The following is a 14,533-nucleotide window of genomic DNA, read 5'->3' as shown; positions in this document are numbered from 1 at the left end:
TATGCATTCATATCAAAACAGTTCATCAGACAAAAAACTGATGAACTGTTTTGTTTGCAGTAATTTATGGAATTGCTATAAATACATTATTTTAGAGGATTGCTATAAAAGGCAGAAATAAAATCAATGGGAAGCGGAGCAGTAAAAAGCATGACCTTTCCGGTTGTCGGATGAGTAAACTCCAGCTGATAAGAATGAAGGGGCTGACGGTTTATCCGACGGTAATCAGGATTATATAAATAATCTCCGGGCAGAGGATGCCCGATATATTTCATATGCACACGTATCTGGTGTGTGCGCCCTGTTTCCAGATGAAGTTCGGCCAGAGAATATTCTTTTCCGGCCGCCAGCCGTTCATAATGAGTTATTGCAGACTCCCCGGTTCCGAAATTTACTTCCCTGGTGATCACGGAGCCTTCCATTCGTGCGATAGGAGCGTTGATCGTTCCGGAGTCAGGAAGAAGCCCGTCTACAAGTGCGAGATAAGTCCTGAGAATCTGACGTTTTTTCATCTGAACTGACAGAATCGCTGCGCTGAGGGGATTTTTGGCAAGGATCAGAGCACCGGTGGTATCCCGGTCCAGCCGGTTGATACAGCGGTAAACAAAATCCTCTCCTTTTTCTGCAAAATACCAGGCGATTCCATTTGCCAGAGTATTTTCATAATTTCCCGCAGAAGGGTGCACAGGCATATCTGCAGGCTTGTTTATCACAAGGATATCCTCATCTTCATAAATGATATTCAAATCCATCTTTGTACGGATAATGTTTTCTCCTGATTCGGTTTCAGGAACAGTGATGATCAGATGATCCTGCGGTTTAAGCACTGATCGTCCGAAACCACGTTCACTATTGAGAATGATGGTGTTGGGAGTGTTCTTCATTGAGCTTAATATGTGGCGGGAAAACCCCTCTTTTTTTAGAAAGTCCAGAATCGTGACCGGAGTTGTATTTTCGGAGATAATATATTTAAGGATTCTTTGCATATGATCTGTCTGCTTTCTTGATTTGTATAAGATTTAAGAATTGCGGGCTGATATGCCCTGCCTTATTTTTAACAGATTTACTGTATCAGATTTTGAAGAACATAACAAGAACAATTATCAGATTTCCTGAAAAATTACTGTTCACTTTGTTCACAGTAATGTAGCCAAAACTCATTCCAGATTGCCTGCGGCAATGGAATTTTGGCTTGTATGTCTCGGGATTTTGGCATATTCATGCCAAAACACCTCGCGGAATAGTGGCGGGTGAACAGTAACCCTGAAAACGTTAAAAAATACATTTTATTCTATTGCATCACAGAAAATTAAGCGTATAATCAAAAAAAGAAAATAGATTCAGGTGGAAAAAAATGAAAGAACAGCAACATATTTTTACAAACAAAATGCTCCGAACCCTGTTGATACCGGTTATTTTTGAACAGGTACTGAATTCCCTGATGGGAACTGTGGATACCATGATGGTCAGCAATGTAGGCTCTGCTGCAATATCCGCAGTATCTCTGGTGGATTCCATCAATGTATTGGTGATCCAGGCGTTCTCAGCGCTGGCAGCAGGCGGTGCAATCCTCTGTTCACAGTACATAGGTCAGAAAAATCATGAAATGGCAAATAAATCAGCAAGACAGGTATTATTTATCATTACTGCCATATCTGTAGCAGTGACTGCTCTGTGCCTGCTGTTTCGTGTGCCGCTGTTAAAACTGATATTCGGAAAAGTAGAAGCAGATGTTATGACTGCCTCTCAGGTGTATTTCTTCTATACGGCATTATCCTTTCCATTTATAGCACTCTATGATGCGGGAGCATCCATATTCCGGTCCCAGGGAAATACCAGAGGGCCAATGACAGTATCGGTTATTTCAAATGTGATTAATATCGGCGGAAATGCGGCGCTGATCTGGGGATTCAATATGGGAGTGGCAGGAGCTGCCATCGCAACTCTTGCATCCAGAGTCTTCTGTGCTGTAGTGGTACTCTGGCAGCTTCGTATGGACAGACAGCCTATTGTAGTCAGAAATTACAGACAGATCCGCCCCGATGGAAAAATGATCAGAAGAGTTCTGGCTCTGGGAATTCCGTCCGGTATAGAGAACAGCATGTTTCAGCTTGGAAAGCTGGCAATACAGTCTTCCGTATCCACACTGGGAACAGTAGCCATTGCAGCTCAGGCAATGACAAATATTCTTGAGAACCTTAACGGTATTGCAGCTATCGGTGTAGGAATCGGTCTGATGACTGTAGTAGGACAGTGTCTGGGAGCGGGCAGAAAGGATGAGGCAGTTTACTATATTAAGAAATTAAGTGTTCTTGCAGAAATCATTGTTGTTGCAAGCTGTCTTTTGGTGTTTGCCTTAACCATTCCGGTCACAAAGCTGGGTGGTATGGAACCTGAAAGTGCAAGAATGTGTTTCCATATGATATCCTGGATAACGGTTGTCAAACCTATTGTATGGACTCTGGCATTTATCCCTGCTTATGGCCTCAGAGCAGCCGGAGATGTAAAATTTTCCATGATCACATCCTGTATCACTATGTGGACATTCCGTTTTTGCCTTTGTGTATATCTGATCCGTTTCAGAGGCTTCGGCCCAATGGCTGTATGGATTGGAATGTTTACTGACTGGACAGTGCGGGGAATCGTATTTTCTCTTCGCTTCCACAGCAGGAAATGGCTGAAGCATAAGGTAGTATAATAAGGTGGTATAGCCATGAAATGCGTTGACTTTTACTGCTCAAAATTATATAATGATTCTCGGAAATAATTCTGGAAAAGCATTACAGGAAGTCAGGTGAAATTCCTGCGCAAGTCCGTTACTGTAACAGCCAGATACTGTCTGCTTTTCATTGTATATAAGAAATATGATCTGCGGCAACCAGAGGATATTTCGGGAAAAGAGCTTTCAGGAGGGATTTTGTTGCACACAGAAATCCCTCCTTTTTATGTATAGCAATGCTGTAGAGTAATCTGCAGACAGAATGTGACAACAATGCAGCAAAGGAGGCGTCATGAAAAACGGACTGGAAGATTACTACGTGATACGTGGCAATAAAAAAATGAGGTTTGGCTATACAACAGGCTCCTGCGCAGCAGCTGCATGTAAGGGTGCTGCAGAGATCCTGCTGGGTGGTGTCATGCAGAAGGCTGTCACCTTGATGACTCCTAAGGGAATCCTGCTTACACTGGAACTGAAAGACATCCGGATTGAAGGAAATCAGGTGACCTGTGCAATTCAGAAGGATGCAGGAGATGATCCGGATACTACAAACGGAATACTGGTTTATGCCACGGTGCAGAAAACAAAAGAACCGGGAATCATCCTCGACGGAGGTGTTGGTGTGGGAAGGGTAACAAAAGCCGGACTTTCCCAGAAAATTGGGGAAGCAGCTATTAATCCTGTGCCAAAGGCCATGATTTTGCGTGAAGCCACAGAAATTGCTGAGAAATATGATTATGAGGGTGGTCTGAAAATCACCATCTCCGTTCCTGAAGGTGTGGAAATTGCAAAGAAAACCTTTAATCCACGTCTGGGAATTGTGGGAGGAATCTCCATTCTGGGAACTTCCGGGATTGTAGAACCTATGAGCGAAGCTGCTCTTGTACAGAGTATCAATGTAGAGATGAAGCAGCATTTTTCCCAGGGAGAAGAATATCTTCTGGTAACACCGGGAAATTACGGGGCAGATTATCTGCGGGAGCATATGGATCTCCCTTATGAAAAAAATATCAAATGCAGCAATTATGTAGGTGAGACCATTGACATGGCAATTGATATGGGAGTTAAGGGAATCCTTTTCATTGCTCATATCGGAAAGTTTGTAAAAGTTGCAGCAGGGATCATGAATACTCATTCCCACAGTGCAGATGCCAGGATGGAAGTGCTGGCATCCAATGCGATCCGGGCAGGAGCATCGTTGGAGTGTGCAAAGGAAATCCTGAATGCATCTACTACAGATGAAGCAATAGACATTCTAGAAAAATATCAGATACTTCAGAAGACCATGAAAGAGATCCTGGACAGGATCCAGTTTTATTTAAATCACAGATCCTATGAGCAGATCCTTTTAGGGGCAGTGATCTTTAATAATACTTATGGGTATCTGGGGCAGACTGCAGATGCAGAGAAGCTGATAAAGCTGATTAATGCACAGAATGATGAGGCACAGTAAAGATCCTATCGCAAAGGCGATTTTAACCGAATCAAGTAAGTCCCCTGCTTCAATTGCGAAAAGCAATAAGCAGTGGGTGGGGACTTGCTTGTATCAGGAGGAGTGCAAGCTCCTTCTGATAAACTGCGGAGCAGTTATTCGGTTATGAGCAAGTAGCGAAGCGGATTGCGAATATCCGCTTGAATGGATTTTGACTCACAACTGTGAAAGTATTGAACAGTTGAAATAAATTTATAAAAAGGAGAATGATAGATTATGGTACATTTCGTAGGAGCAGGTCCGGGAGCACCGGATCTTATCACAGTAAGAGGAAAACAGTATCTGGAGGAAGCTGATGTGGTGATCTATGCAGGATCACTGGTAAATCCAAAGCTTCTGGAATACACAAAGGACATCTGCACCATCTACAACAGTGCAAAAATGACACTGGAGGAAGTGATCCATGTGATCGAGAAGGCAGAAGCAGAGGGAAAGACAACTGTCCGACTTCATACCGGAGATCCATGTATTTACGGTGCGATTCGTGAGCAGATGGATATTCTGGATGAGAAAAATATTGCTTATGATTACTGTCCGGGTGTCAGTGCATTCTGCGGTGCTGCAAGTGCCCTGAATCTGGAATATACTCTGCCGGATATTTCCCAGAGTGTGATCATTACACGAATGGAAGGCAGAACTCCGGTTCCGTCCAAGGAAAGCATTCAGTCATTTGCAGCTCATCAGGCAACTATGGTTGTATTCTTAAGTACAGGAATGCTGGAAGAGCTGAGCAGACGTCTTATTGAAGGCGGTTATACAGCAGATACACCAGCAGCCATTGTATATAAGGCAACCTGGCCGGAACAGAAGACCTTCGTCTGCACAGTGGGAACACTGGCAAAAACGGCTGCAGAAAATAATATTACAAAAACAGCTCTGATGATCATCGGAGATACAGTTGCAGCAGCACACTATGACCGTTCCAAGCTGTATGATCCGGAGTTTACCACAGAATTTCGTGAAGCTGTGAAATCAAAAACACATCACTCATAGAATCTGGTAACCTTAAGGAATTGCTATCGTTTATGAGATTACTGTAAACAGGAGAAAGAGAAGGAATATAACAGTGAAGGTTGCACTTATATGCTTCAGCCTTACCGGTCAGCAGACCGGGGAGAGATTATGCCGGGGGCTGGAAGCTGCCGGTATGACAGCAGAACTGGATAAAAAAAGTAAATATCTTCTGGATTCTATTCAGATCAGTACCTCTGCATGGGCAGGAGAGAAATTTTCTGATTCAGATGCACTGATCTTTATCGGTGCCACCGGAATTGCCGTCCGCAGCATTGCGCCTTATGTAGCGTCAAAGAAGTCAGACCCTGCGGTGCTGGTTGTAGATGAATGTGGAAAGTTTGTCATTTCCCTTCTGTCCGGACATCTGGGCGGTGCCAATGAACTGGCGCTGAAAACAGCAGAAATTCTGGAAGCAATACCAGTGGTCACAACAGCCACAGACCTGCATCACCGTTTTGCAGTAGATGTTTTTGCAAAGAAAAACAATTGCAATATTTTTAACATGAAAGCAGCAAAGGAAGTCTCTGCTGCACTTCTGGCAGGAAAGAAAGTTGGATTTTACAGTGAGTTTCCTGTAGAAGGCGAACTGCCGGAGGGGCTGGTCCGGTGTGACGAATATGGGAATCCTGTCAGCAGTATGGATGACAGATCAGAAGAGGAAACACAGAAAAGCTCTGATTTTAATGGAACAGGGACAGACTGTACGAATATAGACTGCGGAGTTGCAGTTACTGTACATACTTCCTGTAATCCTTTTATTTCTACCACACAGGTAGTTCCGAAATGTCTGACTCTGGGTATGGGATGCAGGAAAGACAAGGATGCCCGTGGAATCGCAGAGGCAGCGCAGAAGGTGCTGGACAGATCCGGATTTCATAAAGAAGCATTTGAGCAGATCGCAAGTATTGATCTGAAGAAAGAAGAAAAGGGAATCCTGTCATTGTCACAGGACTGGCAGATTCCTTTTGTGACTTATACAGAAGAAGAATTAAAACAGGTGCCTGGAGAATTTACTCCCTCACCTTTTGTAAAAAAGATCACAGGTGTGGACAATGTCTGTGAGAGAAGTGCAGTCCTTGCCAGTGGAAATGGCAGGCTGCTGCAGAGAAAAACAGGAGAAAATGGTGTGACCACAGCAGTGGCTGCCAGGGAATGGAGGATACATTTTGAGTAAAATATATGTAATCGGAATCGGACCGGGAGCTTATGATCAGATGACAGGAAAAGCGATACGCGCCATGAATGAAAGTGATGCAATCATCGGATATACCGTATATGTAGACCTGGTGAAGGAATATTTTCCGGGAAAAGAATTTATGACTACACCAATGAAAAAGGAAGTGGACCGCTGTGTCCTTGCTTTTGAAGAGGCAAAGAAAGGCAAAACTGTTTCCATGATCTGCAGCGGTGATGCAGGAGTTTACGGTATGGCAGGTCTGATGTATGAGGTTGGTGTCAATTATCCGGAAACAGAACTGGAGATCATCCCGGGTGTGACAGCGGCAACAGGTGGAGCTGCTGTTCTGGGTGCACCTCTGATCCATGACTTCTGTCTGATCAGCTTAAGCGACCTTCTCACACCATGGGAAAAGATAGAGGCAAGACTTCTGGCAGCAGCTCAGGCAGATTTTGTTGTATGCCTTTACAATCCGTCAAGTAAAAAACGTCATGATTATCTGCAGAAAGCCTGTGATCTGATGATGAAATACAAATCACCGGATACCATCTGCGGAACAGTTTCCAATATTGCAAGAGAAGGCGAAGAAGCTCATGTAATGACATTAAAGGAACTGAGAGATACACAGGTGGATATGTTTACCACAGTATTTATCGGTAATTCTCAGACAAAGGAAATCAACAATAAGATGGTAACACCGAGGGGATATAGGAATGTATAAAGTTCTTGTTTTTGCGGGAACAACAGAAGGATACGAGATCTGCCGGTTTCTGGCAGATCATAAGATAGAGACAAAAGGTTTTGTTGCCACAGAATATGGCAGCAAATCTCTTACAGAAAATGAATTTCTCACTGTTCAGACCGGAAGACTGGATGCAGCGGACATGGAAGAGGTCTTTTTACAGGAGAAACCGGAAATGGTGCTGGATGCTACCCATCCTTATGCTGCTGAGGTGACTGTAAATATCAGGACAGCCTGTGAAAATACGCAGACAGCATATTACAGGGTGCTGAGAGAGGCCGGGGAACATGAGGACAGGGCAGTATATGTGGACAGTGTTCAGGCTGCTGCAGATTATCTGGATCAGACCCAGGGAAATGTATTGCTGACAACAGGAAGCAAGGAGCTGGCCGGCTTTACAGGCATGAAGGATTATCAGAACCGTCTTTATGCAAGAGTCCTTTCTCTGCCCAATGTGATGAAAGCCTGTGCAGAGCTGGGATTTGAGGGAAAACATCTGATAGGAATGCAGGGGCCTTTTTCCAGAGAGCTGAATGCTGCAATGCTCAGACAATATGACTGCAGATATCTGGTCACAAAGGATACAGGAAAAGCAGGTGGATTTCAGGATAAGATCGATGCTGCCCTGGAATGTGATGCAGTTCCTGTGATTATCGGGCGTCCTCTGAAGGAGAAAGGAATGTCTGTGAGAGAATGTAAGAGATTTCTTACAGAACATTTCAGCTTAGCCCACAGACCGCATATTATATTGCTGGGAATTGGAATGGGAAGTCAAAAACTTCTCACTGTCCAGGGTAAGAACAGCCTGGATCAGGCGGATCTTCTGATCGGTGCCAGAAGGATGGTGGATTCTGTGAAACGTCCGGGACAGGATGTGTTCGTGGAATACAGAAGCCAGGAGATCAGGGATTACATTGATGCACATCCGGAGTATGACAATATTGTAATCGTCCTTTCAGGAGATGTGGGCTTCTACAGCGGAGCCAGAAAACTTCTGGAAGTACTGTGTCAGGACAGTGCGGATCTGAGAGTACAGAGAAAGAACGGATCAGAGAAGAGTGAGGAAGAACGGGATAGTTCAGCACAAAATAATACAGAGATAGAGATTCAGTGTGGGATTTCCTCAGTTGTATATTTTATGTCCCAAATAGGATTGTCCTGGGATGATGCCAAAATCGTCAGTGCACATGGAAGAGGATGTAATCTTATCTCACATATCTGTTATGCGGAGAAAGTATTTTCCATACTTGGAACCTCAGACGGTGTAGCAGTTCTGGCAGAGAAACTGGTAAAATACGGGATGGGTGATGTGCTCCTTTATGTGGGAGAGAATCTGTCTTATGAAAATGAGAAGATTTTTGTAAAACCTGCCAGCGAGCTGACAGAATATAAGGGTGATCCTTTGTCCGTCATCTGTGCAGTAAATGAAAATGCAGGAACACGTCTGGAGACGCATGGGATCAGAGATGAAGAATTTATCAGAGGCAAAGCGCCTATGACAAAGGAAGAGGTGCGTACGGTATCCCTTTCCAAATTGCGGCTGACTGCTGATTCTGTCTGCTATGATGTGGGTGCAGGAACAGGCTCACTGTCAATAGAGATGGCACTTCGTGCTCATCAGGGACAGGTCTGGGCAATTGAGAAAAAGGAAGACGCAGTTGAACTGATCCACCGGAATAAGGTGAAATTTGCAGCGGATAATCTGGAGATTGTGGAAGGACTTGCACCGGAGGCTCTGAAAGATCTTCCGACACCAACCCATGCTTTTATCGGAGGCTCGTCAGGAAATCTGAAAGAGATCGTGAAGCTGTTACTTGAAAAGAACCCTCAGGTCCGGATCGTGATCAACTGTATCACTCTTGAAACTGTGTCTGAAGCATTGGAAACAGCGAAAGAGTTTGGATTTGAAGAAAATGAAATCGTGCAGCTAAGTGCGGCACGTTCAAAGGCAATCGGACGTTATCATATGATGATGGGCGAGAATCCTATTTATATTATTACACTTCAGAATCCCGGGAAATAACAAATGATGCAGATATCAGGGATTACAAATTAACAGTTAAGGAAATACAGATTAACAGTTAATAGATTGGAATGCCCTGAAATTGTTGAAAAAATATAGGACAGAAACAGAGGAGAACAGGGATGGATATTCCAAGAATACTTCTTGCAGCAGGAGCCAGCGGCAGTGGCAAAACTCTGATTACCTGCGGACTTCTGCAGGCACTGGTCAATCGAAAAGTGAAAGTGGCATCTTTTAAATGTGGACCGGATTATATAGATCCCATGTTTCATTCCAGAGTCATCGGGACGAAATCCCGTAATCTGGACACCTTTTTTACAGATGCCGAGACTACCCGATACCTGCTTGGAAAAAATGCAGCAGACTGCGATATTGCAGTGATGGAAGGTGTTATGGGCTATTATGACGGCGTGGGTGGAATATCCACGAAAGCAAGCGCCTATGACCTGGCAGATACCACAGATACTCCGGTCATCCTTGTGGTAAACAGCAGAGGAATGAGTATTTCCCTGGCAGCTTATATCAAAGGTTTTATGGAGTACAAAGAGAAAAGCCATATCAAAGGCGTAATCTTTAACCAGATGTCTCCCATGCTTTATCCCAGAATGAAGAAGCTGGTGGAAGAACAGCTTGAGGTGGAGGTTCTTGGATATGTGCCAAAGGTGGAGGACTGTGTGATCGAGAGCCGTCATCTGGGTCTTGTGCTTCCTGAGGAGATTTCTGATCTGAAGGAACGTTTGCAGAAGCTTGCCGGAATATTGGAAGATACACTGGAGATCGACAGGATTCTTGCACTTGCCCAAAATGCAGAGGAGCTGCAGGTGCCGGAATCTCTGATACAGAAAGATAGGACATATGGATATTGTCTGCCACAGAAGCTGCGTATCGGAGTGGCAAAGGATGAAGCCTTTTGTTTCTTTTATGAAGACAATTTCCGTCTCCTTCAGGAAATGGGGGCAGAGCTGGTTGATTTCTCGCCAGTTCATGATGAACATCTTCCTGCAGATCTGGATGGGATTCTTCTTTATGGCGGTTATCCGGAATTAAATGGAGAGGCACTGGAACGCAATGCATCCATGAAAGAAGAGATTGCACAGGCAGTTAAACAGGGCATGCCATGTATGGCAGAATGCGGAGGCTTTATGTATCTTCATGAGCAGATGGAGGATATGGGCGGAGTGTTCCGGAAAACCTGCGGAGTGATTCCCGGAAAATGTTTCCGCACTCCCAGACTGACCAGATTTGGATATATCACATTAACCGCCGGGAAGCCTGTTTTCGGCAGAAGTGCAGAGGAGATCGGTGAGATTCCGGCTCATGAATTCCACTATTTTGATTCAGAGAACTGTGGAAGTGATTTCCATGCAGCGAAGCCTTTGAGTAAAAGAGGTTGGGACTGTATGCACAGCAGCAGTAACCTGCTGGCAGGATATCCTCATATCTATTATTATGGAAATCCCCAGATTCCCAGGGCTTTTCTCATGAAATGTCTGGAATATCATAGCAAGGAGTTTTAAAAATATGTTATATTACAGTATGCCTGCCCTTGCAGCAGGCTTCATACTTGATCTTATGATAGGAGATCCCAGATGGCTGTATCATCCGGTATGTCTGATCGGAAATCTGATCGCATTTCTGGAAAAAATACTCCGAAAGATTTTTCCGAAAACAGATAAGGGCGAACTGGCTGCAGGTACAGTGGAAGTGATCCTTGTCTGTCTGTTAAGCGGTGGAATCCCATTTCTGATCCTACACATTCTCTATGGAATCTCAGTATGGGTGGGATTTGCACTGGAAACCTTCTGGTGTTATCAGCTTCTGGCAACGAAATCTCTGAAAACAGAGAGCATGAAAGTCTATGACAGACTGAAAAACGGAACTTTGGATGAGGCCCGTTATGCAGTATCCATGATCGTAGGCCGTGATACCCAGTCATTGACAGAGGAGGGTGTTACAAAGGCGGCAGTAGAGACTGTGGCAGAGAATGCTTCAGACGGTGTTATAGCACCGATGTTCTATATGGCAATCGGCGGAGTGTGGCTGATGTTTCTTTACAAAGGAATCAATACCATGGATTCCATGCTGGGTTATAAGAATGATAAATATCTGTATTTTGGTCGTTGCGCTGCAAAGCTGGATGATGTGGCCAATTATATTCCAGCCAGACTTTCAGGATGGCTGATGGTGGCAGCCTCTGCATTTGTAAAAATGGATGTGAAAAATGCAGCGAAGATCTACCGCAGAGACAGAAGAAATCATGCCAGCCCCAACTCTGCACAGACAGAGGCAGCAATGGCAGGTGCGCTGGAGGTACAGCTTGCAGGCAATGCTTATTATTTCGGAAAGCTTTATGAGAAACCAACCATAGGAGATGGAATCCGCCCTGTGGAGGTGGAGGATATCAGACGATCCAACCGTCTGCTTTATGCAACAGCGATCCTGGGGGCTGTGATATTCCTTCTGATCGGAAGCGCGGTGCGCATCTGTTTCTTTTTATAATTCCGGTAACAGTGTGCTGATAAGTTGATTTTTGTAATAATCTTGCAGGATAACAGCTTGTTGGTTCAATAGTGGATTGCTGAATAGTTATTAATATAAAACATGTATAGTAAGACAGGAGACAACTGATGACAAAACATATACATGGCGGTGATGTTTATAAATATGATCACTGTCTGGATTTCTCTGCAAACTGTAACCCTCTGGGAACACCGCAGAGTGTAAAGCTGGCGATCATAGACAGTGTAGAGGACCTGAGTGATTATCCCCGTGTAGGATGCGGACCTCTGAAAGAGGCAATCGCAGATTATGAACATACAAAAAAAGAATATCTGATCTGCGGGAATGGAGCCGCAGACCTTATTTTTTCCCTCAGCAGGGCATTGAATCCAAAGAAGGCCCTTCTTCCTGCTCCTACCTTTGCGGAGTATGAACAGGCACTGATCAGTGTTGGCTGCGAAATCAGCAGATATTATCTGAAAGAGGAAAATGATTTCTGTATACAGAAAGATTATCCGGATGTTCTGAAAAGAGAAAAGCCGGATATTATTTTCCTGTGTAATCCCAATAATCCTACAGGGATCACCATACCTCAGGACCTTCTGGAAGAAATCCTGGAAACCTGTGCCATGCAGGGAATATTTATGGTAGTAGATGAGTGCTTCCTGGATTTTGTAAAAGATCCGGAGAAACATACGCTGAAGGAAAAACTGGAAAAATATCCCGGACTTTTTATTCTTAAGGCATTTACCAAAAGATATGCGATCCCCGGTGTGCGGCTGGGCTATGGATTCTGTTCGGACGGGGAAGTACTTGACCGGATGGAGGCAGTCACCCAGCCCTGGAATGTGTCTACCATGGCACAGCAGGCAGGAATGGCAGCACTGAAGGAAGCAGAATATGTGGAAGCAGGACGGCAGATCATTTTCCGTGAATCTGCATGGATGAAGGAAAAGATGAGACAGCTTGGGCTGACGGTATATCCTTCTGAAGCAAATTATATATTCTTTTACGGATCTGAGGATCTCTTTGAAAGATGTGTTGCAAAGGGGATCCTGATCCGGGACTGCAGTAACTATTCGGGGCTGAAAAAGGGATATTACCGTGTGGCAGTGAAGTTGCATGAACAGAATGAAAAGCTGATAGAGGTACTGGAAGAAGTGCTTTCGTAAGTATTTATACAGGAGAAAAGGGGAAACAAAAAAATGGCAAAAGCAATTATGGTGCAGGGGACAATGTCCAATGCAGGAAAAAGCCTTCTGGCAGCAGGGCTTTGCAGGATTTTTAAACAGGATGGATACAGGGTGGCACCCTTTAAATCCCAGAATATGGCACTGAACTCTTTTATTACAGAAGAGGGGCTGGAGATGGGCAGAGCTCAGGTGATGCAGGCGGAGGCAGCCGGAATTAAGCCTTCTGTGCTGATGAACCCCATTCTTCTGAAGCCTACCAATGATGTAGGCTCCCAGGTGATCGTAAACGGAGAAGTCCTGGGAACCATGAGTGCCAGAGACTATTTTAAATATAAGAAAAAGCTGGTGCCGGATATTATGAAAGCTTATGATAAACTGGCATCAGAAAATGATATCATTGTGATCGAGGGAGCAGGAAGCCCGGCAGAGATCAATCTGAAAACAGAAGATATCGTAAATATGGGAATGGCAAAGATGGCAAAGGCACCGGTACTTCTGGTGGGAGATATTGACAGAGGCGGTGTTTTCGCACAGCTGATCGGTACAGTGGAGCTTCTGGAAGAGGATGAAAGAGAGATGGTAAAGGGTCTGATCATCAACAAATTCCGCGGCGACAAGACCATCCTTGATCCGGGAGTGCAGATGCTGGAGGAGAGAAGCCATATCCCTGTAGTGGGAGTGGCTCCGTATCTGGATATTCAGGTGGAGGATGAGGACAGCCTCACAGAAAGATTTGACAGAAAACAGGAAGTGGATCTTATTGATATTGCGGTGATTCGGGTGCCAAGGATCTCCAATTTCACAGATTTTAATCCACTGGAAAGTATCCCGGGCGTTTCCCTGAGATATGTACAGCATGTCAGCGAACTGAAAAATCCGGATATGATCATCCTTCCAGGAACTAAAAATACAATGGAAGATCTGCTGTGGATGCGGGCTAATGGTCTGGAAGCTGCAGTTTTGAAGGAAGCTGCAAAGGGTAAGATCATCTTTGGAATCTGTGGCGGTTATCAGATGCTGGGTGAGACCTTAAGTGACCCTCATCATGTGGAAGCCGGAGGAAGCATCAAAGGAATGGGACTGCTTCCTATGGATACTGTTTTTGCGGAAAAGAAAACCAGAACCAGAGTTTCCGGCAGATTCCTGGAACTCGAGGGAGAGCTTCAGGCACTGTCCGGTGCAGAACTGGAGGGTTACGAGATCCATATGGGAGAAACTGTGTTAAAAGGCGAGGCCGGACACAGTGTATCCATTGAAGATCAGGTGTCAGGAGAGTGTAAGGAAGACGGTGCATACTGTAAAAATGTCTGTGGAACCTATGTCCATGGAGTTTTTGACAGAGAGGATGTGGCAGAGGCTGTTGTACGTGTTCTGGGTGAGAAAAAGGGAATCGATGTATCTCAGATGACGGGAATCGATTTTGCAGCATTTAAAGAAACCCAGTATGATATCCTGGCAGCAGAACTGAGGAAGCATCTGGATATGAAGAAAATCTATGACATTCTGGAGCAGGGGATCTGATCCGGAACTATATGGTGAAAATCCAGATAAACTATAGCAATCCTCGTAAAATTTCACACTCTGATGGGCTGGATTAAGATGCATTATTTTAGAGGATTGCTATAATGAGTGATAGATGTAACTATTGTATACGGGAATTTATGGAATTTGGGA

The 14,533-nt window shown here is 44.5% G+C and carries 11 protein-coding genes; 10 read left to right on the top strand and 1 reads right to left on the bottom strand.

Translation table 11 applies throughout. From position 1 onward, the window contains the following. Positions 1 to 86: 86 nt before the first annotated feature. A complete protein-coding gene (locus LJE09_RS06435) occupies positions 87 to 986 on the bottom strand; it encodes an RluA family pseudouridine synthase (RefSeq protein ID WP_196049506.1) in 900 nt (299 codons plus the stop codon). Positions 987 to 1,354: 368 nt separating this feature from the next. On the opposite strand from LJE09_RS06435, the gene LJE09_RS06430 reads away from it, so the two are divergent. The 10 genes from LJE09_RS06430 to LJE09_RS06385 all read left to right on the top strand — a co-directional run bounded on the left by LJE09_RS06430 (position 1,355) and on the right by LJE09_RS06385 (position 14,380). Continuing rightward, on the top strand, positions 1,355 to 2,698 hold the full coding sequence (locus LJE09_RS06430; RefSeq protein WP_055152927.1) for an MATE family efflux transporter: 1,344 nt from the start codon (positions 1,355 to 1,357) through the stop codon (positions 2,696 to 2,698). A gap of 313 nt (positions 2,699 to 3,011) precedes the next feature. After that, positions 3,012 to 4,172: a cobalt-precorrin-5B (C(1))-methyltransferase CbiD gene (cbiD, locus tag LJE09_RS06425; protein WP_055053400.1), complete on the top strand. Its 1,161-nt coding sequence runs from the start codon at positions 3,012 to 3,014 to the stop codon at positions 4,170 to 4,172. A gap of 255 nt (positions 4,173 to 4,427) precedes the next feature. Next, positions 4,428 to 5,204, top strand: coding sequence for a precorrin-4 C(11)-methyltransferase (cobM, locus tag LJE09_RS06420; protein WP_022381461.1), 777 nt, complete (start codon positions 4,428 to 4,430; stop codon positions 5,202 to 5,204). Positions 5,205 to 5,277: 73 nt separating this feature from the next. Then, positions 5,278 to 6,399: a cobalt-precorrin 5A hydrolase gene (locus LJE09_RS06415; protein ID WP_055152925.1), complete on the top strand. Its 1,122-nt coding sequence runs from the start codon at positions 5,278 to 5,280 to the stop codon at positions 6,397 to 6,399. After that, positions 6,392 to 7,123, top strand: a complete 732-nt coding sequence (gene cobJ, locus LJE09_RS06410) for a precorrin-3B C(17)-methyltransferase (protein WP_008704807.1) — start codon at positions 6,392 to 6,394, stop codon at positions 7,121 to 7,123. Before LJE09_RS06415 ends, cobJ begins: the two co-directional genes overlap by 8 nt. Next, positions 7,116 to 9,167 (top strand): precorrin-6A reductase, encoded by a 2,052-nt coding sequence (gene cobK / locus LJE09_RS06405; RefSeq protein ID WP_055152923.1) that lies wholly within the window; start codon positions 7,116 to 7,118, stop codon positions 9,165 to 9,167. The genes cobJ and cobK overlap by 8 nt, the downstream gene beginning before the upstream one ends. Before the next feature lie 122 nt (positions 9,168 to 9,289). Then, on the top strand, positions 9,290 to 10,684 hold the full coding sequence (locus tag LJE09_RS06400; RefSeq protein WP_196049505.1) for a cobyrinate a,c-diamide synthase: 1,395 nt from the start codon (positions 9,290 to 9,292) through the stop codon (positions 10,682 to 10,684). A gap of 4 nt (positions 10,685 to 10,688) precedes the next feature. Next, positions 10,689 to 11,666 (top strand): adenosylcobinamide-phosphate synthase CbiB, encoded by a 978-nt coding sequence (gene cbiB / locus LJE09_RS06395; RefSeq protein WP_196049504.1) that lies wholly within the window; start codon positions 10,689 to 10,691, stop codon positions 11,664 to 11,666. A gap of 128 nt (positions 11,667 to 11,794) precedes the next feature. Continuing rightward, positions 11,795 to 12,838 carry a pyridoxal phosphate-dependent aminotransferase gene (locus LJE09_RS06390; RefSeq protein WP_173720146.1) on the top strand — a complete coding sequence of 348 codons (1,044 nt, stop codon included), beginning with the start codon at positions 11,795 to 11,797 and terminating at the stop codon, positions 12,836 to 12,838. A 33-nt stretch (positions 12,839 to 12,871) separates the two neighbouring features. Further along, a complete protein-coding gene (locus tag LJE09_RS06385) occupies positions 12,872 to 14,380 on the top strand; it encodes a cobyric acid synthase (RefSeq protein ID WP_227311062.1) in 1,509 nt (502 codons plus the stop codon). Positions 14,381 to 14,533 lie beyond the last annotated feature (153 nt).

The sequence above is a fragment of the Blautia sp. DFI.3.45 genome, from assembly GCF_020593505.1.
Taxonomy (GTDB): domain Bacteria; phylum Bacillota; class Clostridia; order Lachnospirales; family Lachnospiraceae; genus Blautia_A; species Blautia_A wexlerae.
The sequence above is the reverse complement of the archived record's forward strand: the minus strand, read 5'-3'. Positions and strand labels throughout refer to the sequence as shown.

What these genes read in the sequence shown, in the direction of transcription:
- LJE09_RS06435 (WP_196049506.1), bottom strand. Translation starts at nt 986, where the DNA reads ATGCAAAGAATCCTTAAATATATTATCTCCGAAAATACAACTCCGGTC.
- LJE09_RS06430 (WP_055152927.1), top strand. Translation starts at nt 1,355, where the DNA reads ATGAAAGAACAGCAACATATTTTTACAAACAAAATGCTCCGAACCCTG.
- cbiD (WP_055053400.1), top strand. Translation starts at nt 3,012, where the DNA reads ATGAAAAACGGACTGGAAGATTACTACGTGATACGTGGCAATAAAAAA.
- cobM (WP_022381461.1), top strand. Translation starts at nt 4,428, where the DNA reads ATGGTACATTTCGTAGGAGCAGGTCCGGGAGCACCGGATCTTATCACA.
- cobK (WP_055152923.1), top strand. Translation starts at nt 7,116, where the DNA reads ATGTATAAAGTTCTTGTTTTTGCGGGAACAACAGAAGGATACGAGATC.
- LJE09_RS06400 (WP_196049505.1), top strand. Translation starts at nt 9,290, where the DNA reads ATGGATATTCCAAGAATACTTCTTGCAGCAGGAGCCAGCGGCAGTGGC.
- cbiB (WP_196049504.1), top strand. Translation starts at nt 10,689, where the DNA reads ATGTTATATTACAGTATGCCTGCCCTTGCAGCAGGCTTCATACTTGAT.
- LJE09_RS06390 (WP_173720146.1), top strand. Translation starts at nt 11,795, where the DNA reads ATGACAAAACATATACATGGCGGTGATGTTTATAAATATGATCACTGT.
- LJE09_RS06385 (WP_227311062.1), top strand. Translation starts at nt 12,872, where the DNA reads ATGGCAAAAGCAATTATGGTGCAGGGGACAATGTCCAATGCAGGAAAA.